Source organism: Halomonas qaidamensis (genome assembly GCF_025917315.1).
Taxonomy (GTDB): Bacteria; Pseudomonadota; Gammaproteobacteria; order Pseudomonadales; family Halomonadaceae; genus Vreelandella; species Vreelandella qaidamensis.
In genome coordinates, this window is record NZ_CP080627.1 from 961,394 (window position 1) to 986,653 (window position 25,260).

Here is a 25,260-nt window from a genome sequence, read left to right on the forward strand (position 1 = left end):
TCGCTTTGTGAGGTGGCCGCTTTGTTATATGGGGCTAGGGGATAATGCCAGTCAGCCTTAACTGACTGGTATTAGTATTTTAAAGCCCGTGTTTTAAAGCCCGTGTTTTAAAATCGTTTTTTGAAGAATTAGGCGGATGCGCGTAACAGCGGGTGGTCGGCACGGCAGGCGTAGAGATCCCCAGAGGCCAAGCCGTCGACGCCATCGTTGAGCCACTGGGTAATGGTTTCAGGGGATTGCCAGGTTGCCCAGCGGAAGTGGCGCTGCTCACCGGCAATTGCATTGAAACGGTAGTCGCCAAGGCGGGACAGCTGTTCAACGCAGGCATGGCTGACCTCTAACACGCCCGCAACAAACTCTACCGAAAGCGCTGCTACCGCGTGGTTAAGCCCCATCAGTACCTCTGCTTCAAACCCTTCAACATCAATTTTTATAAAGCTAGGCTCGCCGTAAGTGGCAATGAGCTGATCCAGAGTAGTGACTTCCACTCTTAGCTGCTGTTCCCATTGTACGTGCTGAAAGCCGGGGTTTCGTTCGCCCACCTGGTGTCGCCATTCGGTCGCTAAGGTAGAGAGGGTCGGGTTGCTAACACTGATAGCGATATCCGCATGGCCGGATTGCGGTCCAGCGGCCAGTGGTAAGAGCGTAATGTTCGGTCGATTGAGTATCCGTTTAAACCATTTGGCCAGTGCTGGTTGTGGCTCTAATGCCACTACTTTAGCACCTAGCGCGTGGAAGGCGGCACTACGGTCGCCTAAGTGAGCGCCAATATCAAAAGCGATATCGCCTGGTTGAATAAACGGACGATATAACTGCTTTAGGCTCCTTTGCCTTCCTGGCCGCCAGTAAATAAACAGTGAACGCGCCATACCGCTGGTACTGCGGAGCCGATGGAAAAAAGCAGAAGGCATTAGTAAGGCTCCTTAATGGGTGGGGCATGTTTGGTTGCTGTTTGAATGTGATAGCGAAATGACTGGCAGGGCATATCGCCTGGCTGTTCCTGGGGAAGCGCTAGAGAAAGTGTTAGCGACGGGCGAGATAAAGTAGCACTGGTTTGATGGCTGCGGCTTTCTAACGCGGCAAACTCCTCCAAAAGTGGTGGTTGTTGTGCTGAACTGGGTGTTTGCAGTAAGCCGAATTTTTGGCTAACGAGGCTTCCCCAAGTGGCACTGCTGGAATATTTCACCAGTGGAGCGGCTCCAATCAATCCAAGCCATGCGGGAGTTAGCCAACCAAACGCAGAGGGTGAAAAAAGCATCATCGTGCCTGCCCAAGCTATACCACACAGCGTCATCCACCCAGTGTGGTGCCATGTTTCTCGCCAGCTTAGCGAACGCTCTCCCCGGTGTTGGGTTTGCCAGTCAATGGCTCGGCCAATCAATACGTTGACGATAAATAAGCTATGCCACGCCATCATCAGCGGTGCAATTAGAGCAGCAAACAGAATTTCTAATAACGTGCTGGTGACAAGCTTGAGTCGCCCGCCATACGCATGGGGGCATTGCCAGAACGTTAATAATAGACCCAGCAGTTTGGGGGCGAGCAGCATACCCAGCGTTACGCTTAACAGCCCCAGCGAGAGGGCTTCAGGCAACGGCGGGTTTGACGTGGACTCAATGGCTTGATAACCCACCATGAGGCTGGTGCAGAGTAGAAGCCCAAGCCAAACAAGCGAAGAAAGGTAGGCAAACGCGCCGAATAAAAAGTGAAGTCGACTAATCGGGTGAAACCCTGCGCCGGTGAGTAAGCGTAAGTGCTGCAGATTGCCCTGTAGCCAGCGGCGGTCACGCTTGGCAAAGTCGAGCATGTTGCTCGGCATGGCTTCAAAGCTGTTGTGTGACGCGCTGGCGTAAGGGTTATGTCGGGATACGGCGGTGGTCGCAGAGGTATCCAGTAACACCTGCCAGCCGCCCCGTTTAAGAAGTGCCGCTTCGACGAAGTCGTGGCTTAATAGCTCCCCGCCCAACGGTGGCTTACCTGAGAGGATAGGTAGCCCCGCATGGGCCATAAAGGCGCGTGTGCGAATGATCGCATTGTGGCCCCAGTAATTTGCCGCATCACCTTGCCAGAAGCTTTGGCCCGCTGCCAGCATCGGGCTGTAAAGTGCTGAGGCTAGCTGGGTAAAACGGCCAAATAGAGTACGTTGGCCAACGGGAATAGGGACCGTTTGAATAAGGCCTACGCTGGGTTGGCGCTGCATCCGGTGTACTAAGTGCAGCAGCGTAGCGCCACTCATTAGGCTGTCGGCATCTAGCACCACCAAGTAGTCATAGCGGCGGCCCCAGCGGCGACAAAACTCTGCAATATTGCCTGCTTTTCGGCCGTCATTATTAGGGCGTCGCCGATAATGAACGGCTATTTGTCCGGCAAGGCGCTGTTGCAAAGCAGCCACATGGGCCGCTTCGATATCTGCCATGGCCGACTCTTGGGTATCGCTTAGCACAAACACTTCAAAGTATTTGTTGATAGCACTGGGAGTCCCTGCAACATACGCTTCTGCTTGCTGGAGAAGTGAACGACACGTTGCTTCTAGTCCTGCAATGGTAGGGATGGGAGGCTCTGCATAAATAGGCATTACGAGTGCGGTGCGGCTGACTAGCAGGCTGGCATTAGGGTTCACAATAGCTTGGCGACGTAAGCTGAGTGGATCGCGGCGTAGCGCACAAAGCACAAACCCACATAGTGCCCCCCAAAATGCCAATGCTATCCAACTAAACGTAAATGCAAACAGTATTAGCATAGTGAGCTGCCAACCAATGGCCAGATTAGCAACTACCTTTGCCATTACGAGGCAGCCACCGATGCTTGTAGCTAACACCGCACAAGCAAGGAAGGCTCGGCGACTGTTAAGCCAGGGGATTGAAGGCCGCAATGCGTGGAGATCAGGCATCGGGGTACCACACGTAATTCCAGGTTTCAGTAATGGGTTCTCCTTCAACCATCAGCCGTAGCCGGATATCTCTGGGCTCGCTGCTAGGGGGCAATCGGAAAGTGGCCCGTTGTCCGTTGTTGGGTAGCGTTTTGACTTGAGGTAGCAATACCTCGCCATTTTGCACGTTAATGTCCAGCTCGATTGGCTCGCTTGATGTCAGGTCATCCAGTTTGCCGCCCTGGAAGTCGACAATGAATTGGCGCTGATCAGCAGAGGGCGAGTCGGTCTCGCCTGGAACCGCTGCGCTTCCATGGCGGGTACGTACAACCTTGCCCAGTGAGTTAGTTTCGGGCTGTTTATTGAGCGTAAACGTTCGATAGTGAAGGTGGCGAGACTCGCCAGCAGTGAGCGCTTCCTCAGCTACCCAGTAAGCCACTATATTGTCGTGAGTTTCATCTGGCGTGGGAATCTCGACTAGCTCTACATGCCCTGGCCCCCAGTCAGTAAGGGGTTCTACCCACTGGCTGGGGCGGCGGTGATAGTGTGCTTCAAGATCCAGGTAGCGACCAAAGTCTCGCTCCCGTTGCATTAGACCAAACCCGGAGGGGCCATCGTCCATAAACGCTGATACGCGAACCGATGAGGGATTTTGCAACGGCCGCCAAATCCACTCGTCGGCCCCTGTGTGTATTAGTAAGCCATCAGAATCATGTACCTGGGGGCGAAAGTCATCTGGTCGTTCGGTGCTGGCTTCCCCAAAGGTGAACATGCTGGTGAGCGGCGCTATCCCAAGCTTTTCTATGTCAGAGCGTGCAAAGAGCGTTGCTTCTACCTCAGCCTCAGTGTTCTCGCCTGGCGTTAACATAATGCGGTAGGCACCGCTTAGCGATGGGCTATCCATAAGTGCGAGAAGCGTAATGCTGTCAGAATTTTCATCAGGCTTATAGAGCCAAAATTCGCGAAATTCAGGAAATTCCTCACCACTGGCTAGCGCAGTGTCAATAGCAAGTCCGCGGGTAGAAAGGCCATAGGCTTGATCACGCCCTACTAGACGGAAGTAACTTGCGCCAAGGAAAACAGCAAATTCATCGGCGTAATCCTCATTATTGATAGGATAGTGCAGCCTAAAGCCTGCATGTCCGCTGCCCGTTAAGTCATTCTCCAACAAGCGGTTAGCATTACCGTCGTACTGGAAGTCATCGGCCGAGAAAGAGAGTGGTACAACGTCACCATTTTCGACCACATTAATTGTGACGGGTGTTTGAAATATAAATCCGCTATGAAATAGCTGCATACTGAAAGGGCTTTCATCGCGCCAGTAGGCGCGCTCGGGATTAAAACGGATTTGTCGATACAGATCGTAATCTAACGACTTCAAAGCGCTGGGAAGCGTCTCATCTGGAGCTTGATAAGGCGTATCTGCTAAGGTTTGAGCGCGCTCGATAACGTGGTCAAAAATAACGTCATTGTTGGCAACTGCAGAAAAGGCGATCAAGCAGTTGAATGACAACATCCATTTTGCTGCAGTACGAACACTCATGGGCGAGTTCCTTTCGATTGCATGCCAACGTGGTAACCATAAAATCAGTATATGAAATATTTCAACAAAAGTTATACCATTAATCCTATTGGTATATGATTTATATGGTTGTGTGCAAGCTTTAAACTCCATTAAGCGTATAAAATCTAGGTGATTGCTATGCTGTTGAAGCGCTGATGATTCGTCTTCTACTTACGTGTGTAACGCTCAACTTGCTATTGGTAGTGCCGCTTTGGTGGCGTTTCGGTGAGATTGGCTCTCCTCTAATTGCTTGGGAAGCTTGGTTAATAGCGCCAATGATGCTGCTAATTCGCCCGGGCAATTTACGCCGTTGGATGGCTATTTTGTTGGTAGGTTGGCTCGCTTTGATAACAGCGGCCAATTTAGGCGATGCAGCCACACACACCGCGTTTGGGCGATCACTTAACCTCTATCTGGACGTGCCCTTGGTGCGCTCTATCTACCATTTGCTAGTAGGTAATGTAGGCCAAGTGGCAGCAACTTTCCTGATGTTGTTTGGCAGTGCGGCCCTGCTAGGTAGTCTATGGGTGATGCAGCGCTTACTCTTACCTGTTAAACATTTAGCTCTATGGCGGGCTACAGGGGTATCAGCCATCCTGTTAATGATTACAGCAGCGGGTTTTGCGATTTTCGAGGCTAACGGCAAGCGATTAGTCGCTAAATCAGCGTTACCTGCTGTGAACACCACGCGTTTCCAGTGGCAGCAGGTGGTGGCGACCCATCGGGCAAGAGTAGCGTTTACCGAACAGTTGCAGGATACACCGTTGGAGCCTAGACCCTTACCTGGTCTGTTAGGGCGCAACGTCTTATTAACGTTTATTGAATCTTATGGTGTATCGGCCATTAATGATTCTCGCTACAGCAATGTCGTACTTCCTACGCTAGATGACATACAGCAACGTTTGGGACAGCGCGATCTACACGCTGTTTCGGGGTTGCTAGAAGCGCCTATTCGAGGAGGTCAGTCTTGGCTTGCCCATGCCACGGCATTAAGCGGTCGCTGGATTGATAATCAGCTATGGTATCGGCTGATGCTGGAGAGCGATCATTCAACGCTTATTAGTGATTTTAGTAGCACTGGGCAGCGGACGCTCAGTGTCATGCCAGCCATTACATTGGCTTGGCCGGAAGGGCTGGCCTACGGGTTTGATGAGATTGCAGCAGCGAAAGATTTACCCTATGCAGGCCCACCGCTGAACTGGGTCACGATGCCCGATCAGTTCACTCTGGATTACACCCAACGACATTTGTTAGGTGAGACGCCGGTGTTCGCGCAACTTGCGCTTATTTCTAGCCATGCGCCATGGACGCCAATTTTGCCTGTTTTAGAAGACTGGTCGATGATAGGCGATGGGCGTGTTTTCGCCCCCTGGGAGGAGGCTGGCGATCCGCCAGAAGTACTTTGGCAGGATATTGAGCGCATCCGTGACCATTACGCGTGGTCAATAGACTACGCTGTGAAGGTCACAGGGCGCTGGGCTGAGCGAGTGGTTGACGACAACACTCTATTGATTGTACTTGGAGACCATCAGGCGGCACCACTGATTACCGGCGACAATGCCAGTGCGGCGGTACCTGTGCATGTGATTAGCGGTGACCCTCGACTCCTAGAGCCTTTTAAAGCACGTGGTTTTATTGATGGCATGCTGCCGTCACTGGAAAGCCCTGAGGAGGCCGCGAAAATGAGCCAGCTGCGCCATTGGTTACAGCAAGACTTTGGCACGCCAGCATTAACCTCTTCTTTGTCAACGACAGGGACGACACCATGATCCAGCCTGTCATCCTTAGTGGTGGTAGTGGTACGCGGCTTTGGCCACTCTCTCGTGAGCAGATGCCAAAGCAGTTCTTACGCTTAACGTCTTCTCAAAGCTTACTGCAGCAAACGCTTACACGGTTGTCCGGGTTAGATGCCCAGCCGCCGATGTTGATGGGACACCATGCTCATCGGTTCTTAATGGCGGAACAGTTGCGGGAGAGCGGGCTGCCGGGAACGTTGGTATTAGAGCCAGAAGGGCGTAACACGGCACCGGCAATTGCCTGCGCTGCCCTATTAGCGCGTCAAACGGGCGAGGATCCACTGCTACTTGTGCTTCCAGCAGACCACGTTATCGGCAATGTAGCAGCGTTCACTCACAGTGTCGCTTGCGCAGAACCGCTTGCTGCCCAAGGGTATCTCGTTACGTTTGGCGTAGTCCCTACCTATCCAGAAACAGGCTATGGCTATATTGCATGTGGCAGCCCTGTGGGCGGTGGTCACCAGGTCTCGTCATTTATCGAGAAACCTAGCGTAGAGCGTGCTCAGCATCTTTTAGAGGCAGGCAATACCCTGTGGAATAGCGGTATGTTTTTACTGCAAGCATCCACTTACCTGTCTCAACTTGAACGGCTGCAGCCAGCCATGCTGGCAGCCTGCCAACAGGCTGTTAACGATGCTCATCGTGACTTGGATTTTTTACGTTTAGGTGAAGACGCATTTTGCTCATCACCGGCGGAGTCAATCGACTACGCTGTAATGGAGCATTGTGACCGAGCGGCCGTTGTCCCGTTGGATGCCCAATGGAGTGATATTGGCAGTTTTGATGCGCTGTGGGCAGCGCAAACGCCCGACAAAGCTGGCAATGTGGTTAACGGTGACGGGATCCTGACCAACACGCAACGCTCGCTTGTTATTGCTAAGCACCGACTGGTGGCAACGCTCGGTGTTGAAGATCTGATCGTAGTGGAAACATCCGACAGCGTGCTCGTTGCACACCGCGATCAGGCTCAGCAGGTCAAACAGCTGGTGGCATCACTCACTCAAGCGGGTCGACGTGAACCCCACGCTGCGCCGTTAGTTCATCGCCCTTGGGGAAGCTTCCAGGCTATGGATAGTGGCGAGCGTTATCAAGTGAAGCACATCACGGTGAAACCTGGAGGGCGGCTTTCACTGCAGCGTCATCACCACCGTGCTGAACACTGGGTCGTCGTGAGTGGTACCGCCCAAGTCACTGTCGACGAGCGGACCTTTCTTGTCAGTGAGAACCAGTCCACCTATATCCCTATTGGTGCGCTGCACCGGTTGGAGAACCCAGGGAAAATTCCGTTGGAGTTGATAGAAGTCCAGTCGGGCAGCTATTTAGGAGAAGATGATATCGAGCGATTAGATGATGTATATGCTCGGCACAGTGATGAATAGGGGGAGTGGATACTTTATTACCAGAGCCAGCTTCCAGGGCGGGCAGGTGGCTCTCCTTTTCGTACTGCGACCCAGCCAATAATACAGCGCACACCAAGCCACATGACTAATAACGGCCATAGCAAGGTGCCTACTAGCATTAAGCTAAGGGTGAAGGTGACGATAAAGTAGAGGCAGCCTATCCAAAACGTACGAATTAAATAGCGGTAGTGAGCTTGCAGCCACGGTGCCGCTTCCTTGCGATATACGTAAGCGACTATAACGCCAATCAACAGCGTAATATTGGCGGTTACTAAGCCCGCTAAGTAGAGCGCGTAAATGATTTGTGGTGGGCGCGTTTCCTCTTTGGGACTATAACGCTGGGACATGTCTACCTCGTTACCCGTTAGTAAATCCGAAATTTTTTGGCGTTTGCCAGCCCTTGTTGCTGCTCTATGACTTTACGATAGCGCTTGTACTCCCACTGGTACTGCGCAGGATCAAGCGCAATTGACGCTTCGACGCTGGCATTAACACCGGTGGCTGAGACTACATCATCGGCGCTGTAAACCCGCTCATCGGCGTCAAGGAAATGAATCTCAAACCCCTTGCCAGGCACCCGTAAGGCAACGCCGATGACTACCCTTGCCTGAGTACGGGCGACCAGTTTCGGTAGCAGCGTTGCCGTATAAGCATCGCGCCCATAAAAAGGAGCGAATACACCGCTGCCCCAGTTCGGTTCTTGGTCCGGTAAGATACCAATGGCTTCACTGCGCTTGAGTGCTTTGAGAAGGGCAGCAACGCCTCTAGCGTTGGTGGGTACCAAGCTTGCTCCCATGCGCTCGCGGCCATGGCGAATAATAGGCTCAAGGTCAGCAATTTTGGGTGGCTCGTACATGGCGGTGAAAGGGAAGTGGCTTGAGAGCCAAAAATTAAGCACTTCCCAGTTACCAAAGTGTGGAGCAAGTACAATGACGCCGCGGCCATCGGCACGGGCGTTGTCGAGTTTATCTCGGCCATGAACCGATAAAATGCTGGCCTCTACTTTTTCGGGAGCAGCCATCCACGCATGGCCAAGTTCCAGCATAGTCGCTGCCGAGTGGCGCAGGCTTTGTACGGCAAGCGCTTTGCGCTGGCTGGCAGTGGCTTCTGGGTTGACCACTTCCAGATTGATTTCCGTCACCTGGCGCTCTCGTTTGCTAAAGCGATAGACCAGCGGGCCTAACAGCACGGCAATACGCCATAGCGCGGCTAGCGGCCAACGCGCTAGTAGCTTCCAAAGGGTCGTGATGGCACGTGCTTGGAAAAGTGATTTTTTAGAAGGTAGCTGTTCTGTCATAAATTACAGGAACCAGCTATCAACGTTGGTTGGCGCACGCTTCTCCTGCAAGCCCTTAAAGCCTTTCACACAGCGAACAATAAACCATACGGCCAACGCCAACAGCATAGGAATGCCAATCAGGATAAACGTTAACAGAGAGGCAATGCTGCCGTAGAGCAGCCCAATCCAAAACGTGCGAATCTGGTAGCGGTAGTGTTCATCAAGCCATTCAGGGCCTTTGCCTCGATAGACATAGGCGATGACGATGCCGATCAACGAAGTAAACCCTACCAAAAAGCTTGCCAAGTAAAGCGCGTAAATCACCATTGCCATGGTGGTATCTGGCTGTTCTGTGGACTTACTTTCGTTAATTACTTCACCTTCCAAAGGTGCTTTGTTGGCATCGTCGCGCATAACCGATCCTTTTTGCTATTCGCTATGAGACGCCCTAAAGGGCGCCGTTAAAGCTCACTATGATAGCGCGGCTGGCGCGGCTTATCATTAGCGAGCAGCAGGTCGGCAAATTTCCAGTAAATTACCGTCAGGGTCGCGTAAGTAAATCGACTCAATCGCGCCGTTAGCGCCTTGGCGTGCAACCGGGCCAAGCTCTACCTCAATAGCCAGCGCATCCAAGTGCTGTTTGAACTCATCCAGCGGCAATTGGCAGCGTAGGCACAAGTCCAGGCTGCCAGGGGTAGGGGTAGCAGAAACAGGCGCAATATCGGTATCGGTTTGATGCAGACGTAGGGCTGTATCGCCTAGCATAAGATCTACCCGCTGTGCGTCTCGGTAGCGCACATCTAGTCCCAGCACACGGGAGTAAAAATCCACGGCGCGACCCATATCAGTCACCGTAACAACAAGATGGTCCAAACCTGAGAGCATGCCACTTTCCTTAAAAACAAACGTAAAACATGAGAATACGATGATGCGACGCTGCCCGCTATGCAATATGCCTAAACCTGCGTTTTATCACCAAGACCGTCGCCGCGATTACTACCAGTGTGCCACGTGCGCTTTGGTGTTTGTGCCTGCCGAGCAGCATTTAGATGCACGTCAAGAAAAAGCAGAGTACGACCAACATCAGAATTCGCCGCATGATACGGGATATCGGCGATTTCTGGGGCGTTTATTTGACCCGCTAGTGGCTAAGCTACCGCAAAGTGCCCAAGGGCTGGACTTTGGCTGTGGCCCAGGACCTACGCTGTCAGTGATGTTTGAAGAGGCGGGGTTTGTAATGGCAGTTTACGATATTTTTTACGCCGCTGATGCTGAGGTGCTCAATCGGCAATATGACTTTATTACTGCCACCGAAGTGGTAGAGCATTTGTCATTGCCTGGTGAGGAATTGCGTCAACTGGTCGAGAAATTAGTCCCTGGTGGCTATCTTGGGATAATGACAAAGCGTGTCAGTACCCCAGAGGCGTTTGCCCGCTGGCACTATATTAATGACCCAACCCATGTGTGTTTTTTCAGTGAAGCGACGTTTTGTTGGTGGGCTGAGCAGCACGGATTATCAGTGGAATTTCCTGGTAATGACACAGCAATATTTAAAAAACACTAATTTACATCCCATCGCTATGAAAAAGCATTGACTTTGTGGCATTCAAAGCAATAATTGCGCGCCCGTTTTCTGCCTGCCTAATGTAATGGCGTGCTTGAGATAGGCGAGCTAACGGCTAACTGCTCTTTATTCAGGCAAGGTGAGGTATACATGTCGCGGCAACTGCTAGCTATGGCGCTAGCGCCCTTATTAGGGCTGTTTATTCTTGGGATTGGCAATGGCTTTCTCGCCACGCTGATTACCGTGCGGCTAGATGCAGCGGGCGAGTCGGCAACGATGATTGGTATTGTCTCCTCGGCTTACTTCATTGGCTTAGCTTTGGGGGCGCTATTCAACGACCGCTTGCTACTGCGCATAGGCCACATTCGTGCTTATGGTAGCTTTGCCTCGTTGGTCGCTGTCACGGTGCTGCTGCAGGGGCTGTTTTTCGACCCTTGGGCCTGGTTTGTGCTGCGCTTGATTGGCGGCTGGGCAACCGTGGGTGTTTACTTAGTCATTGAAAGTTGGCTGCTGACTTCAGGCGATCAAAAAGTACGTGGCCGTTTGCTAGCGATGTATATGATCTCGCTATATGCCGCAGGTGTGCTGGGGCAGCTGCTATTGGGTGTGACCAGTGCCATGGGGGTGACGGCTCCCTTTATGGTGATTGGCTTGTTGGCGTCGTTATCAGTGTTGCCCATGGCCATGATTCCTCGGGTGTCGCCGATTATGGAACACGCTGAACCGCTACCCCCGCACCGCTTGATTACGATGACGCCAACAGGGGTAATGGGGAGTTTGGGGTCTGGTATGGTGGTGGCTGCCGCTTACACCTTGCTGCCATTGTATTTGCAGCGCATTGGTATGAGCGTTAATCAGGTGGGCCAAATGATGGCCGTCGTGATTCTTGGCGCCATGCTGCTTCAGTACCCCATTGGTCGCTGGTCTGATCGCCACGACCGCCAAATCGTATTGATCGCCATCAGCGCTTTCTGTGTGGTTATTTCTGTGGCCATGATATGGCTGCCGCTATCGACCCCTTTACTGGCGGCGCTACTGTTTTTACTGGGCGGCGGTGTGTTTGCGCTTTATCCAGTGGCAGTGAGCCATGCGGCTGATCGTGCCCCGGCAGGCGCGCTGGTACGCATGAGCCAGGGCTTGCTATTGATCAACTCTATAGGGGCTACCATCAGCCCGCTCATGATATCCCCGGTAATGACCGCCATGGGCGATGCTGGGCTGTTCTGGGCGTTTGGCTCACTGAGCCTGTTTTTTGTTTTGTTTTTCAGCTGGCGGCGTAGTGTGCGGCCAGCGCCAGTTCCTGTGGCTCCCTTTACACCGACAACACCAATGACAGCAGCAGGTGCAGAGCTAGTGGTGACTGAGGAACTGATGCAAGGCGCACTTGAGCACGAGCACCTGGAAGACCTTTCTGATGTTGTACCTGACGTGGATGCTGTTGAACCCATCGTTGGCCCACCCTCAGAAGATCAAACCCATATTGTTTATTACGATGATGTGGAAACTGATGCACGTCGATAACCAGTGCTGAGAGTGGGTGAAACGTAGCTAAAAACGTAGACAAAAACGCAGCTAGCAGGCTGATATTAATTCAGCAGGTGAGACCTTGGGCTAATGGTGTGATGAAAGTAGTGAAACTACTATTCGTGATAGTGTTTTTACTAGTTGCTATTTATCACCGATTTCCGCTGAGGTTTTGCCATGAATTATTATGCCGCGCCGGTACGCGATCTGCGCTTTGTACTCGAAGAGTTACTCGCGCACCGCTCGCTTGCACTGCCAGGCTTTGAAGAAGCCACGCCCGACTTGGTTGAGGCGGTGCTGGAAGAGGCAGCAAAACTCGCAGGTGACGTGTGGGGGCCGCTAAATAGTGTTGGTGACCGTCAAGGTGCTAAGCGACATACCGATGGTAGTGTGACCACCTCTGAGGGTTTTGCTGCTGCCTATCAGGCGTATGTGGAAGGCGGCTGGAACGGCATTGGTGTTTCTGAAGCGTTAGGCGGACAAAACCTACCTGAGGTGGTCGCCAGCGCCGTTCAAGAAATGCTTCACGGTGCCAATATGGCCCTGGGTCTTTGCCCTATGTTGACAGCAGGTGCGATTGAAGCGCTGGCGCATCATGGCAGCGAAGCGCTAAAAACGACCTATCTCCCCAAGTTAGTCGAAGGTACCTGGACAGGTACTATGAATCTAACGGAGCCTCAGGCAGGCTCCGACCTTTCTAAAGTACGCACCAAAGCCGTCCCCGAAGGCGACTACTACCGCATTAGCGGCCAAAAAATCTATATCACCTGGGGCGAACACGACGCTGCCGAAAATATCATTCACCTTGTGCTGGCGCGTAAACCCGATGCGCCCGAAGGCAACAAGGGCATTTCACTGTTCCTAGTGCCGAAGTTCCTGGTTAATGCAGACGGCTCGTTGGGCGAGCGCAACGACGTCACCTGTGCCTCTATCGAACACAAGCTGGGCATTCATGGTTCGCCTACCTGTACCTTGAGCTTTGGCGAAAATGGCGGTGCTATCGGGTATCTAGTGGGTGAAGAAGGGCGTGGCCTTAACCACATGTTCACCATGATGAACGAAGCGCGTCACAAAGTAGGTATTCAAGGTATTGGTGTAGCAGAGCGTGCCTGTCAGCATGCGTTTGCCTACGCCTTGGATCGCACCCAGGGGCGTTCGCCTAAATCTCGCGGTGGTAACGAATGCACGATCAGCGACCACTTAGATGTACGCCGGATGCTGCTTTCGATGCGGGCCCGTACCGATGCCCTTCGTGCCCTGGCGCTTTACTGTGCTGGCCAGCTTGACCTTGCCCGACACAGTGAAAGTGACACCGAGCGGCAAACTGCCCAGGCGTGTGCCGATGTGCTGATCCCTATTGTTAAAAGCTTTTCGACCGACCAAGCCGTGGATATCGCCTCGATGGGTATTCAGGTACATGGCGGGATGGGCTATGTGGAAGAAACGGGGGCCGCCCAGCTACTTCGAGACGCACGAATTGCGCCTATCTATGAAGGCACGAATGGCATTCAGGCCCTCGATCTGGCAGGCCGTAAGTTACAGCGTGACGGTGGTGCCGCGTTATCTGCATTAATTGACGAAGTGCAAAAAACCGCTGAAACAATGCGTTCAGAGCCTAGCTTAGCGGGGATGGGCAGCGCGTTAGCGGTTGGTGCTGACGATCTGCGGGCCGCCATGCAGCTTGTGCTTGAGCAAGGCAGTGACCCGGAAACGGGCCCAGACGCAGTGCAGGCCTATGCAACGCCGTTGCTCAGTCTCGCAGGCCACGTGCTATGCGCTTGGCAAATGGGCAATGCCGCACTGCACGCGACCAGTGCGCTGCAAAAAGGTAGTGACGAGCCGTTTTATCGTGCCAAGCTGTGTAGTGCCAATTTTGTTATTACTCAGTGGTTGCCTGCTGGCCGGGCACAACGTGCGGTTATTGAAGCGGGTATGCAGTGCTTAAATGATTTTGAATTAACGCCATAAACGATGGTGGGAAGCAGGATGGCTTCATTCGTTAATTTCCGCCGGCCCTCTGGGTCGGCGGCTTACGTTTAGCTGTCTTTAAACGGTCGTTTTAATGTGCGTATTAACCAATAACATAAAGGTGATTTATGAATGCTTCTATTTTTGAGCAAGGCATGCCCCCCACAATTGCTAACCATGTACCGCTCTCTCCGCTGACCTTTATTGAGCGTTCGGCGGCGGTGTACCCCGATTACCCGGCGGTGGTGCATGGCACAACCCGCCGCACTTGGGGAGAAACGTGGACCCGCTGCCGCCAGTTGGCGTCGGCGCTTGAAAAGCGTGGTATTCAGCCAGGCCAAACGGTGGCGGCAATGCTGCCGAACATTCCGGCGATGTTTGAAGCTCATTTTGGGGTGCCTCTGGCAGGCTGCGTGCTCAATACCTTAAATATTCGCCTGGATGCCGAAGCAATTAGCTATATGCTGGCCCATGGTGAGGCGAAAGCTATTCTGGTTGACCCGGAATTTGCACAGGTTATTAACGAAGCTGTTGCCCTATTAGACGATAAACCGCTGATTATTGACGTTTTCGATCTAGAGTTTTTAGGCGAAACCCAAGGCATCGGTGACGTTGAGTACGAAGCATTGCTCGCAGAGGGTGATGCTGACTATGCCTACAAGCTGCCTGACAATGAGTGGCAAGCGATTTCACTGAACTACACCTCGGGCACCACGGGCAAGCCAAAAGGAGTCGTTTACCATCACCGTGGCGCTTACTTAAACGCGGTCAGTAATATCCTAGAGTGGGCGATGCCGCACCATCCAGTCTACCTTTGGACGCTGCCGATGTTTCACTGCAACGGCTGGTGTTTCCCCTGGACGATTGCCGCCAACGCCGGTGTTAGCGTGTGTCTGCGCAAAGTTGATCCAAAGCGGATTAATGACCTTATTGTCGATGAGAAGGTCACGCACTTCAGCGGTGCGCCGATTGTACTGAACGGCCTTGTGAACCTACCGGCTGACCAGAAGCGTGAATTTGATCATCCGGTTAAAGTGACCACCGCGGGTGCCGCACCGCCTGCGTCCGTGATTGCTGGGGTTGAGAAACTCGGCATTGAGGTGACCCATGTGTATGGGTTAACCGAGGTTTATGGCCCGGTGACGGTTTGTGCCTGGCGTGAAGCGTGGAATGAGCTGCCGCTGGAATCCCGTGCCAAAATCAAGGCGCGCCAAGGGGTGCGCTACCACATGCTCGAAGCGCTGTGTGTCGCTGACCCGCTAACCCTTGAGCCTGTCGCGAAGGATGGCGAGACCATCGGTGAAATTTTGATGCGTGGCAACAACGTGATGAAAGGCTATCTGAAAAATGCCGAAGCCACTGAGAAAGCACTAGAAGGTGGCTGGTATCACACTGGTGATCTCGCGGTTTGGCACGCCGATGGCTACATCGAGATTAAAGACCGTTCTAAAGACATCATTATTTCCGGCGGTGAAAATATCTCCACCATCGAAGTGGAAGATGCCATTTATAGCCATCCAGCAGTAGAAGAAGCCGCCGTTGTTGCCAAGCCCGATGAAAAATGGGGCGAGACGCCTTGTGCGTTTGTTAAATTAAAAATCGGTTATGGTGAAATTACTGAAGCCGACATTATTGCTCACTGCCGAGAGCATTTAGCGAGTTTCAAAGTACCCAAGACAATCATTTTTAGTGAGCTGCCAAAAACGTCCACGGGCAAAATTCAAAAATTTGTGCTGCGCGAAGAAGCCAAACAGCACTGATTCAGGGGAAACAAACGATGAGTGAACAACCAGTCGGTGTAGTGGGAGCAGGCACCATGGGGCAGGGGATCGCCCAGGTGGTCGCCGCCAGTGGTTTTACGGTTCGCCTTTATGACGTTGCCGATGAGCAGCTTACCCGTGCCCAGGGCAACATCGATAAAGGCCTTGGCAAGCTAGTCGCGAAAGAAAAAATCAGCGAGTCAGCTAAGCAGGAGGCTTTAGCGCGGCTTTCCACGACTACTGATCTCGAAGCGTTGAGTGACTGCGGCATTATTATTGAGGCTGCACCAGAGCAGCCCGCGCTGAAAGAGAAACTGTTTCGTGACCTTAGTCATTTAAGCAGCGACGCGATTCTTGCTTCGAACACCTCATCACTCTCGCTAACGCGGCTGGCGGCGGTGTGCGAACGCCCCGAGCGGGTTGTGGGCATGCACTTTTTTAACCCAGTGCCGGTGCTCAAGTTAGTGGAAGTAATTCGTGCTGAGCAAACCTCTGATGCCACCGTTGAGCGTATAGAGGCGCTGGCCAAAGCACTGGGTAAAACGGCGGTGCCCATTGGTGATGCGCCGGGCTTTGCGGTGAATCGTTTGTTGGTGCCGATGATCAATGAAGCCGCCTTTATTGTGCAAGAAGGAACCGCAACGCCAGAGGCCATCGATGAAGCGATGAAGCTGGGCGCTGCGCACCCAATGGGGCCGTTGGCGCTGGCGGATTTAATTGGTCTCGATGTTTGTTTGGCCATTATGGAAGTGCTGCAGGACGGATTTGGCGATCCTAAATATCGCCCCTGCCCACTATTAAAGCGTATGGTGGATGCGGGCTACCTGGGACGTAAGAGCGGTCGAGGCTTTCATATCTACGAGTGAGCATGGGTAAGTACGGGTAAGCGGATCAGGACAGTCAAGCGCGACAAAAGAAGTGATTGCCTACCAACCAAGCGTTCGCTAGGGTTGGTAGGTGTTCACTTTTAATGCGTAATAACAATTAAGGAGCCTGTATGAGCGATGCAGTGATTGAAAAAGTTGATAACGATGGCATGGTGCGGTTGACGATTAACCGCCCTAAAGCATTGAATGCACTGAATAGCGAGGTGCTCAGTGCGTTAGAATCACACCTTGTGGAGCTTGAAACGCACCCTCATTTACGCGCCGTTATTATTACCGGTGCCGGTGAAAAGTCGTTTGTTGCCGGTGCTGATATCACCGAAATGCGTGATAAAACCCCGGAAGAAGCGCGCGCTTTTGCCATTCAAGCGCTGCGTACTATTAAACGCCTAGAAACATTGCCCGTGCCGGTGGTCGCGCTAGTGAACGGGTTTTGCCTTGGCGGCGGCTGCGAATTGGCGCTGGCCTGCGACTGGGCGGTAGCTAGCGACAACGCTGTTTTTGGTCAGCCTGAAGTGTTGCTAGGTGTGATTCCTGGCTTTGGCGGCACCCAGCGTTTGCCGCGCCGTGTTGGCCCCGCCATGGCAATTGACTTGGTCACTACCGGCCGCAAAATCGATGCCCAAGAAGCGCTGCGCATCGGGCTAGTTAACCGTGTGATGCCCCAGGCCGAGCTTGAAAGCTATGTGGAAGAGCTGACTAAACAGCTCAAAGGTAACGGCCCTCAGTCGGTGCGTGGTGCAAAGCAAGCCGTTCACGATGGGTTAGACCAAGATCTTGATAGCGCCCTAGCGCTGGAAACTAGCCTGTTTGCGTTCTGCTTTGCTGGCGAAGAGCAGAAAGAGGGCATGAGCGCGTTCGTTGAGAAGCGTAAACCTAATTTCTAACCTGCGTTAAACTACGTTTTGCTCATTTAAGGGGTGGCGGCTACGTCACCCCTCTTTTATGCTCGATAGTTATATAATCCATACTACATGATCAATACTTAGCTTGACTGCTGTCGGCATTCACAAGGAGCGTTTATGTTTGATTTGTACATCGCCAACAAGAATTACTCATCTTGGTCGCTGCGCCCTTGGGTGCTGATGAAAGTGCTGAGCATTCCCTTCAATGAACACGTTATGCCGTTTGAGGGTGGCATGGGAGAAAGTCATGCCACCTTTACACGTTTTTCTCCTACCGGCTTAGTGCCATGCTTGGTAGATTCTGATGCCGAGGTGGCAGTCTGGGACTCGTTGGCTATTGTTGAGTACCTGGCTGACACCTATCCTGAAGTGTGGCCCCACGAAAAAACGGCGCGTGCCTGGGCACGGTGTGCCAGTGCCGAAATGCACAGTGGGTTTGGTGCACTGCGCAATGAGTGTTCAATGAATTGCGGCGTGCGTGTTGTGCTCAACAATCGTTCAGCAGGGTTAAACAATGATGTGGCACGGCTAGATACACTATGGCAGGAAGGCCTTCAGCGCTTCGGTGGCCCCTTTTTGGCAGGTGAGCAGTTTACCGCAGTGGATGCGTTTTACGCGCCTGTCGCGTTTCGTATACAGACATTTAACCTGCAGCTGAGCGAGGCATCACTGGCTTATGTGCAACGGCTACTCACTCATCCTGCGATGGAGGAGTGGTACCAGGCAGCGCTGGCAGAAACTTGGCGTGAGCCAATGCATGAGCATGAGACGCTGAAAAACGCCACGTTATTAAACGATTACCGCGCGTTGTAGCGCGCCTGTTGCCCGGTGTTTCGATAATTCCGCTACACTGGCGCAAATTTATGATGGATATTTCTAATGGCGTTGAGTGCTACCCCTTACAAAGTTGATGTCAACCTGACGGACCTTGATCGCAATGTTTACGAGACGCTGCGTTTTACGGTGGCCCGTCACCCTTCTGAAACTGAAGACCGGATGTGCGCACGCCTGATCGCCTACCTACTATGGTACAGCGAAGCACTCGCTTTTGGTCGTGGCCTTTCCGATGTGGACGAGCCAGCCCTTTGGGAGAAAAGCCTAGATGGCCGCGTGCTACATTGGATAGAAGTCGGCCTACCAGATGCTGAGCGTCTTACCTGGTGTTCACGCCGTGCGGAGCGTGTTTCGCTGTTGGCTTATGGGCGAGTGGATCTGTGGGAAAATAAAGTGTTGCCAGCAGTAGCGGCACTCAAGAATGTGCACGTGGCGGGACTACCCCAAGAGGCGCTTGCGACTATCGCAGAGGGGCTGCCGCGGTCTATTAACTGGGCGGTTATGATCAGTGATGGCTCACTGTTTATTACCGATGAAAACGGCCAGCATGAAGTGACACCGCAGTGGCTGCTCCGAGACCGTTAGATGGTTAAGCACGTAGTGCTACCCACATTATGTTGACACTATCCAAGACAGGAAGTCGTGATAGCCAGTGAGTTAGCGAATAGATAGCAAGAAAGTACGCTTGCTATCTATTCATGCTATTACTTACAATCATTCATGATTGTTAATAGTTGATCACCCTCGCATACCACCAATACTCAAGGATTGAGCTATGAATACTACCTCTGCTCTGTGCAGGAAGGTAATGCCTTTTATTTTGCCGTTAAGCGTGTTGCCTTCGGTGGCTATGGCTAGCGACAGTGCCCTGTCTGTTAAGCTTGAAAATGATGGTCTTGCTAGTAGCGATGATGGCCACTTCACCAGTGGTTTCGAGCTTAACTGGACGTTTACGCCGCAAGAGCAAAGTTGGTTACAACGCCTTTCGACAGCGCTACCCGATAGTCTTATCGGTCAAGCGGATAGAGCGTCTTATCGTTTGATTCATCAGATTTATACGCCGAACGATATTGAACAGCGCGCTTTGATCGAAGACGATCGCCCCTATGCAGGTCTGGTCTACGGCGGTCTGTCGCTTTATGAAGACGTACCGAAGGGGCAATGGACGCAAGCCACCGATTTACATCTTGATGTTGGTGTTGTGGGGCCTTCCTCTCTTGCTGACAGTATTCAGCGTGAAGTACACCGCGTTACTGATAGTGACCGCCCTCGTGGCTGGAAAAACCAGCTGGGCGATGAGGCGTTGGTGAATTTAACCCTTCGGCGGCAGTGGTGGAATGACGTACCGCTGGCCGGTAAACAATTTTCACACGGCCCCAGTGTAGGTGCCGCGTTAGGTAACATGTACACCTATGCAAGTGCTGGTTATAGCGTTCGCTGGGGTGATGATGCTGAAGGCATTCCTACACTTACCCCTAACCCGGGTAGCCGCCATTTAATGAATGGTCATCGTGGGTGGCAGTGGTATCTGTTTGCGAATGTAGAAGGCTACTACATGGCGCAGAACCTAACACTTGATGGTAATACGTTCAGGGATAGTCATTCTGTTGACCGTGAGGAGTGGCTAGCAGAAGCCTCCGCAGGCCTTGCGATAGCCTGGGAAGATTGGCAAGTAACCTATGCTGCTGTTCAGCGTACCCGTGAGTTTGATGGACAAGATGAGCAGGACAAATTCGGGTCAATGACGCTAACGAAACGCTTTTAATAAGGCTACAAGCGAAGGGGAGCGGTATGGCCAATAAGTATCCACATACGCCGGATAGCCGCTATTTTGTGGCTAAAAACCGGCTATGGCGCTGTACCGATCCACGCTTGAGCGATGACGAAAAACGTACCCACATAAAAGCACTGATGAAAGCCCGCCGAGCGGTGCGCAGCGCTCAGCAACAAAACGACGAAATAGCGCTACGTCAAGCACGTGAGGCGGTGCAGTCTGCCAAGGAACTGTTGGGGGAGCGTGGGCCGGTTTGGTGGCAAGATGGCGCCCCCGATGAAAGCGGCCTTGCACCCCACAATAGCTCGTACGCGGAGTGGTGGGCATCGCACTCCTAAGTGGTGGTTGCTATCCTGAATGTAAGGAGGTGTCAGCTATTCCTCCATTAATAGCTATTTAGGAGGTGATTCATATGGATATGGTCTTTTATAGCGGTTGGGAAAGTTTGCTGCGCACGTTAATCGTCGGCGTATTGGCGTATGCCGTCCTAATCGTGTTTTTGCGTATTTCAGGAAATCGTACGCTGTCTAAAATGAATGCCTTTGACTTAATTGTAACCGTCGCGCTGGGGTCTACGTTGGCCACCGTGCTGCTTTCAAAAGACATTGCTTTAGCCGAAGGAGCGCTAGCACTAGCCTTGCTGATTTCGCTTCAGTTTGTGATTACATGGCTTAGCGTACGCGTTAGTTGGGTAAAGCGTTTGGTGACGGGCGAACCATTGATGCTGTTGTATCAGGGAGAGTTTTTAACGACCTCGTTGCGCAAGGCTCGGGTCACCAAAGATGAAGTGCGCTCTGCTGTTCGCAGCAGTGGCCTTGCAAGCCTAGAAGCAGCGCAAGCAGTCGTACTTGAAACAGACGGCTCGCTTAGTGTTGTTAAGCGGGAAGACGAAGGTACAGGTTCAAGCCTGAACGGCGTTCGCGGACTTCGCTAAACTATTAAAAATAATAAATTTATAGCCATAGCGGCAATTTTCCATTCACGCTTACACAAGCGAGTGGTAATCTGCGCCACTTTGTTTCTCAACGTTTAAGGGCGCACTATGAATATTAAAGCGAATCTCTCTATTCTCGATATTATTGGGCACTTACTGATTTGGCTGATACTCACCATTATTACCTTTGGAATTGCACTTTTTTTCTTTCCCTATTCGTTTGCCCGCTTTGTCATTAATCGTACCTCTGTGGTAGATAGTGCAACCGGCGTAGAACGTAAAATGGTCTGCGATATCAATATTTTTAGCAATATTGGACATATCATTTTGTGGATGATTATCTCAATTTTAACGTTTGGACTTGGGTATATTTTTTACTTTTATCGCGTGTGGAATTATGCGCTGAATAATGCTCGCGTCCAGTAATTAATCGCTAGTTAGAATAAAAGGCAACTGTTCTCGCGTTACACCTTTAGCTGCATTTTTGACGTTTAAGTTTGCAACTTAAGAGACGCAGCATTGGTATTTTCCTTCCGTACATAATGGCATATGTTAATTTTCTCCTGCAGGTAACCCTGCAGGTAACCCTGCAGGAAAACCCCTCCCTCGTTCGTTTGCTGTCCTGCGACTGATTTTTACATCAGCACATTGACATCGTTTGAGCAGGTCTCTATATTTTTGCGAATAAAAATTACTATCATTAATATTAATATTCGCTCTGGGATCTTTCACGATGACATCTGCACCTATTTTTCGATTACGTCGGCTAAGCGTTGCTGTGGCGCTTGCGTCGACGGCGGCTATTTCAAGCGTTCAAGCGCAAGACAGCACACCGAATGACAGCGTCGACCTTGGAACCGTAGAAGTAACTGCTGACGCAGCAGGTCGCTTCGGTTATATCGATGCTGAGCGAGAGCCTAGTGTCGGCAAACTCGATGTGCCGCTGGCAGAGCAGCCATTTTCTATGTCGGTTATTGACCGAGAGTTTATACAAGATAGCGGTGCTAAAAATATCCAAGATACATTGCTCTATACTCCCGGTGTTTACGCCGGTAACTTTGGCTTTGATACCCGTGGCGATAGCGCCAAAGTGCGCGGGTTAGATGCTGGACGCTACTTGGATGGCCTGCGCCAGTTGTATGGTTCTTACAATACAACGCGAACCAATGTTTATGCGCTGGAAAGTGTTGAAGTGCTGCGCGGGCCGTCTTCTATGCTGTATGGCCAAGCTGACCTAGGCGGCATTATTAACGGTGTTTCTAAGCTGCCCCAAGAAGAGCGCAGCGGGGAAGTTTGGGCTCAGTACGGCTCTTTCGATCGCAAACAGCTGGCGTTTGATTTCACCGGTGCTGCAAATGAAGAGGGCACGTTCTTGTATCGGGTTGTTGGTTTGACTCGAGATAGTGATACCCAGGTGGATCATGTTGCCGATGACGGTTACTTAATTGCACCTTCGTTTACTTGGCGTCCCAGTAACGATACCAGTATCACGCTACTGTTCAATCGCCAGGAAGATAAAAGCCAGGTATCTGCTCAGTTTTTGCCCCAGGTAGGCACGTTAGAACCGGGTTCCAAGGGCTTTATTGGCTCTGAGCGCTTTGTTGGTGAGCCGGGCTGGGATCGTTACGATAGTGAAAAAACGGAGACAACGCTGTTTGTTGATCACCAGTTAAATGAGAACTGGGCTTTTTCAGCTACCGCGCGCTACACCGATTCCCGCACTGAAACCCGCGAGCATTGGGTGGATATTCCTAGTGTTCCTGATGCTAATGGTGATGTGAATCGCACGATCTTCACAGCAGATGCTGAAACGCGCATTTTGAATATGGATGCGCGCATGCAAGGAGAGTTTGAGCTAGGAGGCACACAGCATACGCTGATCGCCGGTATTGACCGTCAGGATGCCCGCTGGTCTCAGGATAACTACTATTACGGGTATGGCGAGGGCGGCCGTTTTAATGTGTATAACCCCCAATATGGCAACCTGCAGCTAGATACGCTCAATCCAACCGATCGTCCCGATAATGAAATTGAGCAGGTCGGGGTGTACCTGGCCGACCACATTGAAATTGGCCCGGTCGTTGTATCTGCAGGATTACGCAGGGATTGGGCTGAAAACCGCACCCTAGCGCTGTCAGGACCCGATACAGTTAGCGATGAAGGCGAAACAACCGGGCGGCTAGGTTTGATGTACCGTTTCGATAATGGCTTTTCGCCTTATGTGAGCTATGCAGAAGCATTTTCGATGAATTTGGGTAGCGATGGAACGGCGAACCCTAGCCCATTGAAACCCACCACTGGCGATCAAGAAGAGATTGGCTTTAAGTATGTTTCGTCAGATCAGTCGCTGGCTATTAGCGCAGCTTACTTTGATATTACCCAAAATAATCGAGTTAGCGATGGTGCAACTCCAGGGGGTGTTGAGCAAGTGGGTGCGGTGGTAGACGGTTGGGAACTGCAAGTTAATAAACGCTGGCAGCAGTTCGAGACACAGCTGGCGTACACCAACTTAAACGCGACCAACGATAGTACCGGTGCCCGACTACCTTTTGTTGCTGAAGAGCAAGCTTCCTGGTGGAACCGCCTTTATGTCGGAAGCAACTGGCGTATTGGTGCTGGGGTGCGTTATGTGGGTGATAACGTTGGTTCTGGCGATGCCCCTATTGTGCCGTCCAGCACACTGTATGACGCCATGGTGGGTTATACGATGGGCGAGTGGGACTTTTCGGTTGATGTGAAAAATGCCACAGATGAAGAAACTATCTCTTGGTGTCGCTACGAAGGTGGTGATTGTGGGTATGGAGACCGCCGTAGCATTACAGGCAATGTTCGCTACCAGTTTTAAGTAGCGTTATAACGCGGCATCTACCTTGACACCGGGCCTGCAAAACAGGCCCGGTGTTATTGGTGCTGCTTAAGCTAAGTTCTTGGGCTAAGTTCTTAGGCTAAGTTCTTAGTCTGTTAGTTTGATATAAACGGTTAGTGTGGAGGCTTAATAAGTACTTTAACCAATCGTCGCACAACAGGAGAGACTAGGTTAATGACTGGGAGGGCTACTACAAAAGCAAATAGCCACGCCTTCAGCCAAATAAAGACAATGCCATCAATAAAGCCGACATTGTAGAGCGTAATCACCAGCGACATAATGCACGACATAAACAGTGCCATTAAGAAAGAAAATATTAGCTGGGCGTATTTTGGATCAAACATGGACTGCCTCTGACAACGGCTCTATTAATGATGAATTAAAGGTTGATAGTGAAACTCAGACACATCGCCCTCCTTGGCAATCGCTAACTGATGCAGAAGCATCGATTAACATACTGCTTGCGGACTTAACGCTTGTCTTCGGTCTTGTGATCAAAATCACTGGCATTGTGGCGTTCGTGGAGCTGTTCGCTAGGCTCTCCCCAGGTGCGATTAACCATCCGTCCACGTTGAACGGCAGGGCGTGCGTCAATCTCCTCTGTCCAGCGTAAAACGTTCTGATAGGTATGGGCTTCTAAAAACTCAGCTGCTTCATACACGCGGTTTTTGACCAGTGCTCCATACCATGGATGAATCGCCATATCTGCGATGGTGTACTCATCACCTGCCATAAAGCGGTTATCCGCTAAGTGGCGATCCAGTACATCCAGCTGACGTTTCACTTCCATGGTATAGCGATCAATCGGGTACTGGTATTTTTCAGGTGCGTAAGCATAAAAGTGACCAAAGCCGCCGCCAAGCATAGGCGCGCTGCCCATTTGCCAAAATAACCAGGATAGGCACTCGGTGCGCTTAGCCGGGTCGTTGGGTAAGAACGCGCCAAATTTCTCGGCCAGGTAAAGCAGAATCGCACCTGACTCAAAAACCCGCTGGGGCGGGGTGGTGCTGTGATCCATTAGCGCTGGAATCTTAGAGTTGGGGTTAACCTCAACAAAGCCGCTGCCAAACTGATCACCTTCGCCTATTCGTATCAGGTGAGCGTCGTATTCCGCTTGTTTAATGCCCTGTTCTAGCAGCTCTTCGAGCATTACGGTGACTTTTACGCCGTTTGGGGTTGCAAGAGAGTACAGCTGCAGCGGATGCTTACCCACGGGCAGTACTTTCTCGTGGGTCGCACCAGCAATGGGGCGATTGATGTTAGCAAACTCTCCGCCGTTACCAGCTTCCCATTTCCAAACGCGCGGTGGGGTATAGGTTGTGTTGTCGCTCATGTTTTC

The 25,260-nt window shown here is 51.8% G+C and carries 24 protein-coding genes; 15 read left to right on the forward strand and 9 right to left on the reverse strand.

What is annotated here, in order from left to right:
* Window positions 1-128 precede the first annotated feature (128 nt).
* From K1Y77_RS04495 to K1Y77_RS04505, 3 genes are read right to left on the reverse strand one after another with little or no spacing between them, the layout of a single operon-like run.
* Window positions 129-911 carry an FkbM family methyltransferase gene (locus tag K1Y77_RS04495; RefSeq protein ID WP_264430554.1) on the reverse strand — a complete coding sequence of 261 codons (783 nt, stop codon included), beginning with the start codon at window positions 909-911 and terminating at the stop codon, window positions 129-131.
* Window positions 911-2,890: a glucans biosynthesis glucosyltransferase MdoH gene (gene mdoH / locus K1Y77_RS04500; RefSeq protein ID WP_264430555.1), complete on the reverse strand. Its 1,980-nt coding sequence runs from the start codon at window positions 2,888-2,890 to the stop codon at window positions 911-913. Before mdoH ends, K1Y77_RS04495 begins: the two co-directional genes overlap by 1 nt.
* Window positions 2,883-4,412, reverse strand: coding sequence for a glucan biosynthesis protein (locus K1Y77_RS04505; protein ID WP_030070041.1), 1,530 nt, complete (start codon window positions 4,410-4,412; stop codon window positions 2,883-2,885). The genes mdoH and K1Y77_RS04505 overlap by 8 nt, the downstream gene beginning before the upstream one ends.
* Window positions 4,413-4,588: 176 nt before the next feature.
* Between K1Y77_RS04505 and K1Y77_RS04510 the strand changes: the two genes are divergently transcribed.
* Both K1Y77_RS04510 and K1Y77_RS04515 read left to right on the forward strand, forming a co-directional pair.
* On the forward strand, window positions 4,589-6,202 hold the full coding sequence (locus K1Y77_RS04510) for an alkaline phosphatase family protein (RefSeq protein ID WP_264430557.1): 1,614 nt from the start codon (window positions 4,589-4,591) through the stop codon (window positions 6,200-6,202).
* Window positions 6,199-7,608 carry a mannose-1-phosphate guanylyltransferase/mannose-6-phosphate isomerase gene (locus tag K1Y77_RS04515; protein WP_264430559.1) on the forward strand — a complete coding sequence of 470 codons (1,410 nt, stop codon included), beginning with the start codon at window positions 6,199-6,201 and terminating at the stop codon, window positions 7,606-7,608. Before K1Y77_RS04510 ends, K1Y77_RS04515 begins: the two co-directional genes overlap by 4 nt.
* Window positions 7,609-7,625: 17 nt before the next feature.
* On the opposite strand, the gene K1Y77_RS04520 is transcribed toward K1Y77_RS04515, so the two are convergent.
* The 4 genes from K1Y77_RS04520 to K1Y77_RS04535 form a co-directional block, all read right to left on the reverse strand.
* Entirely contained in the window at window positions 7,626-7,976 is a 351-nt protein-coding gene (locus K1Y77_RS04520; protein WP_264430561.1) for a DUF4870 family protein, read from the reverse strand.
* Between the two features lie 17 nt (window positions 7,977-7,993).
* Complete coding sequence (locus K1Y77_RS04525) at window positions 7,994-8,926, reverse strand: lysophospholipid acyltransferase family protein (protein WP_264430562.1); 933 nt, start codon at window positions 8,924-8,926, stop codon at window positions 7,994-7,996.
* 3 nt (window positions 8,927-8,929) lie between these two features.
* On the reverse strand, window positions 8,930-9,322 hold the full coding sequence (locus K1Y77_RS04530) for a DUF4870 family protein (protein ID WP_030070052.1): 393 nt from the start codon (window positions 9,320-9,322) through the stop codon (window positions 8,930-8,932).
* An 87-nt stretch (window positions 9,323-9,409) separates the two neighbouring features.
* Window positions 9,410-9,793 (reverse strand): VOC family protein, encoded by a 384-nt coding sequence (locus tag K1Y77_RS04535; protein WP_264430564.1) that lies wholly within the window; start codon window positions 9,791-9,793, stop codon window positions 9,410-9,412.
* A gap of 40 nt (window positions 9,794-9,833) precedes the next feature.
* On the opposite strand from K1Y77_RS04535, the gene K1Y77_RS04540 reads away from it, so the two are divergent.
* The 13 genes from K1Y77_RS04540 (at window position 9,834) to K1Y77_RS04600 (ending at window position 23,900) form a co-directional block, all read left to right on the forward strand.
* The gene (locus tag K1Y77_RS04540) at window positions 9,834-10,472 is read left to right on the forward strand and encodes a class I SAM-dependent methyltransferase (protein ID WP_264430566.1); all 639 of its coding nucleotides are present in this window, start codon (window positions 9,834-9,836) and stop codon (window positions 10,470-10,472) included.
* 150 nt (window positions 10,473-10,622) lie between these two features.
* Entirely contained in the window at window positions 10,623-11,993 is a 1,371-nt protein-coding gene (locus K1Y77_RS04545; RefSeq protein WP_030070058.1) for an MFS transporter, read from the forward strand.
* A gap of 180 nt (window positions 11,994-12,173) precedes the next feature.
* Window positions 12,174-13,964 carry an acyl-CoA dehydrogenase gene (locus K1Y77_RS04550; RefSeq protein WP_030070059.1) on the forward strand — a complete coding sequence of 597 codons (1,791 nt, stop codon included), beginning with the start codon at window positions 12,174-12,176 and terminating at the stop codon, window positions 13,962-13,964.
* 128 nt (window positions 13,965-14,092) lie between these two features.
* Window positions 14,093-15,724, forward strand: coding sequence for an acyl-CoA synthetase (locus K1Y77_RS04555; protein ID WP_264018634.1), 1,632 nt, complete (start codon window positions 14,093-14,095; stop codon window positions 15,722-15,724).
* Between the two features lie 17 nt (window positions 15,725-15,741).
* The gene (locus K1Y77_RS04560) at window positions 15,742-16,590 is read left to right on the forward strand and encodes a 3-hydroxybutyryl-CoA dehydrogenase (RefSeq protein ID WP_030070061.1); all 849 of its coding nucleotides are present in this window, start codon (window positions 15,742-15,744) and stop codon (window positions 16,588-16,590) included.
* A gap of 131 nt (window positions 16,591-16,721) precedes the next feature.
* A complete protein-coding gene (locus K1Y77_RS04565) occupies window positions 16,722-17,495 on the forward strand; it encodes an enoyl-CoA hydratase-related protein (RefSeq protein ID WP_030070062.1) in 774 nt (257 codons plus the stop codon).
* Between the two features lie 135 nt (window positions 17,496-17,630).
* Window positions 17,631-18,326, forward strand: coding sequence for a glutathione S-transferase family protein (locus K1Y77_RS04570; RefSeq protein ID WP_030070063.1), 696 nt, complete (start codon window positions 17,631-17,633; stop codon window positions 18,324-18,326).
* 66 nt (window positions 18,327-18,392) lie between these two features.
* Window positions 18,393-18,932, forward strand: a complete 540-nt coding sequence (locus K1Y77_RS04575) for a YaeQ family protein (protein WP_030070065.1) — start codon at window positions 18,393-18,395, stop codon at window positions 18,930-18,932.
* Between the two features lie 190 nt (window positions 18,933-19,122).
* Entirely contained in the window at window positions 19,123-20,112 is a 990-nt protein-coding gene (locus K1Y77_RS04580; RefSeq protein WP_030070067.1) for a lipid A deacylase LpxR family protein, read from the forward strand.
* 26 nt (window positions 20,113-20,138) lie between these two features.
* Complete coding sequence (locus K1Y77_RS04585) at window positions 20,139-20,459, forward strand: hypothetical protein (RefSeq protein ID WP_030070069.1); 321 nt, start codon at window positions 20,139-20,141, stop codon at window positions 20,457-20,459.
* A 74-nt stretch (window positions 20,460-20,533) separates the two neighbouring features.
* Window positions 20,534-21,055 carry a DUF421 domain-containing protein gene (locus K1Y77_RS04590; protein ID WP_030070071.1) on the forward strand — a complete coding sequence of 174 codons (522 nt, stop codon included), beginning with the start codon at window positions 20,534-20,536 and terminating at the stop codon, window positions 21,053-21,055.
* 108 nt (window positions 21,056-21,163) lie between these two features.
* Window positions 21,164-21,481: a DUF6693 family protein gene (locus K1Y77_RS04595; RefSeq protein ID WP_030070073.1), complete on the forward strand. Its 318-nt coding sequence runs from the start codon at window positions 21,164-21,166 to the stop codon at window positions 21,479-21,481.
* Between the two features lie 307 nt (window positions 21,482-21,788).
* Entirely contained in the window at window positions 21,789-23,900 is a 2,112-nt protein-coding gene (locus K1Y77_RS04600) for a TonB-dependent siderophore receptor (protein WP_264430573.1), read from the forward strand.
* A 134-nt stretch (window positions 23,901-24,034) separates the two neighbouring features.
* Here K1Y77_RS04600 and K1Y77_RS04605 read toward each other — a convergent pair whose 3' ends face one another.
* Together K1Y77_RS04605 and yghU are read right to left on the reverse strand one after the other, a co-directional pair.
* Window positions 24,035-24,265: a DUF2798 domain-containing protein gene (locus K1Y77_RS04605; protein ID WP_030070077.1), complete on the reverse strand. Its 231-nt coding sequence runs from the start codon at window positions 24,263-24,265 to the stop codon at window positions 24,035-24,037.
* Window positions 24,266-24,390: 125 nt separating this feature from the next.
* Complete coding sequence (gene yghU / locus K1Y77_RS04610) at window positions 24,391-25,254, reverse strand: glutathione-dependent disulfide-bond oxidoreductase (RefSeq protein WP_030070079.1); 864 nt, start codon at window positions 25,252-25,254, stop codon at window positions 24,391-24,393.
* Window positions 25,255-25,260: the final 6 nt, after the last annotated feature.

What these genes read in the sequence shown, in the direction of transcription:
- K1Y77_RS04495 (WP_264430554.1), bottom strand. Translation starts at nt 911, where the DNA reads ATGCCTTCTGCTTTTTTCCATCGGCTCCGCAGTACCAGCGGTATGGCG.
- mdoH (WP_264430555.1), bottom strand. Translation starts at nt 2,890, where the DNA reads ATGCCTGATCTCCACGCATTGCGGCCTTCAATCCCCTGGCTTAACAGT.
- K1Y77_RS04505 (WP_030070041.1), bottom strand. Translation starts at nt 4,412, where the DNA reads ATGAGTGTTCGTACTGCAGCAAAATGGATGTTGTCATTCAACTGCTTG.
- K1Y77_RS04510 (WP_264430557.1), top strand. Translation starts at nt 4,589, where the DNA reads ATGATTCGTCTTCTACTTACGTGTGTAACGCTCAACTTGCTATTGGTA.
- K1Y77_RS04515 (WP_264430559.1), top strand. Translation starts at nt 6,199, where the DNA reads ATGATCCAGCCTGTCATCCTTAGTGGTGGTAGTGGTACGCGGCTTTGG.
- K1Y77_RS04520 (WP_264430561.1), bottom strand. Translation starts at nt 7,976, where the DNA reads ATGTCCCAGCGTTATAGTCCCAAAGAGGAAACGCGCCCACCACAAATC.
- K1Y77_RS04525 (WP_264430562.1), bottom strand. Translation starts at nt 8,926, where the DNA reads ATGACAGAACAGCTACCTTCTAAAAAATCACTTTTCCAAGCACGTGCC.
- K1Y77_RS04530 (WP_030070052.1), bottom strand. Translation starts at nt 9,322, where the DNA reads ATGCGCGACGATGCCAACAAAGCACCTTTGGAAGGTGAAGTAATTAAC.
- K1Y77_RS04535 (WP_264430564.1), bottom strand. Translation starts at nt 9,793, where the DNA reads ATGCTCTCAGGTTTGGACCATCTTGTTGTTACGGTGACTGATATGGGT.
- K1Y77_RS04540 (WP_264430566.1), top strand. Translation starts at nt 9,834, where the DNA reads ATGATGCGACGCTGCCCGCTATGCAATATGCCTAAACCTGCGTTTTAT.
- K1Y77_RS04545 (WP_030070058.1), top strand. Translation starts at nt 10,623, where the DNA reads ATGTCGCGGCAACTGCTAGCTATGGCGCTAGCGCCCTTATTAGGGCTG.
- K1Y77_RS04550 (WP_030070059.1), top strand. Translation starts at nt 12,174, where the DNA reads ATGAATTATTATGCCGCGCCGGTACGCGATCTGCGCTTTGTACTCGAA.
- K1Y77_RS04555 (WP_264018634.1), top strand. Translation starts at nt 14,093, where the DNA reads ATGAATGCTTCTATTTTTGAGCAAGGCATGCCCCCCACAATTGCTAAC.
- K1Y77_RS04560 (WP_030070061.1), top strand. Translation starts at nt 15,742, where the DNA reads ATGAGTGAACAACCAGTCGGTGTAGTGGGAGCAGGCACCATGGGGCAG.
- K1Y77_RS04565 (WP_030070062.1), top strand. Translation starts at nt 16,722, where the DNA reads ATGAGCGATGCAGTGATTGAAAAAGTTGATAACGATGGCATGGTGCGG.
- K1Y77_RS04570 (WP_030070063.1), top strand. Translation starts at nt 17,631, where the DNA reads ATGTTTGATTTGTACATCGCCAACAAGAATTACTCATCTTGGTCGCTG.
- K1Y77_RS04575 (WP_030070065.1), top strand. Translation starts at nt 18,393, where the DNA reads ATGGCGTTGAGTGCTACCCCTTACAAAGTTGATGTCAACCTGACGGAC.
- K1Y77_RS04580 (WP_030070067.1), top strand. Translation starts at nt 19,123, where the DNA reads ATGAATACTACCTCTGCTCTGTGCAGGAAGGTAATGCCTTTTATTTTG.
- K1Y77_RS04585 (WP_030070069.1), top strand. Translation starts at nt 20,139, where the DNA reads ATGGCCAATAAGTATCCACATACGCCGGATAGCCGCTATTTTGTGGCT.
- K1Y77_RS04590 (WP_030070071.1), top strand. Translation starts at nt 20,534, where the DNA reads ATGGATATGGTCTTTTATAGCGGTTGGGAAAGTTTGCTGCGCACGTTA.
- K1Y77_RS04595 (WP_030070073.1), top strand. Translation starts at nt 21,164, where the DNA reads ATGAATATTAAAGCGAATCTCTCTATTCTCGATATTATTGGGCACTTA.
- K1Y77_RS04600 (WP_264430573.1), top strand. Translation starts at nt 21,789, where the DNA reads ATGACATCTGCACCTATTTTTCGATTACGTCGGCTAAGCGTTGCTGTG.
- K1Y77_RS04605 (WP_030070077.1), bottom strand. Translation starts at nt 24,265, where the DNA reads ATGTTTGATCCAAAATACGCCCAGCTAATATTTTCTTTCTTAATGGCA.
- yghU (WP_030070079.1), bottom strand. Translation starts at nt 25,254, where the DNA reads ATGAGCGACAACACAACCTATACCCCACCGCGCGTTTGGAAATGGGAA.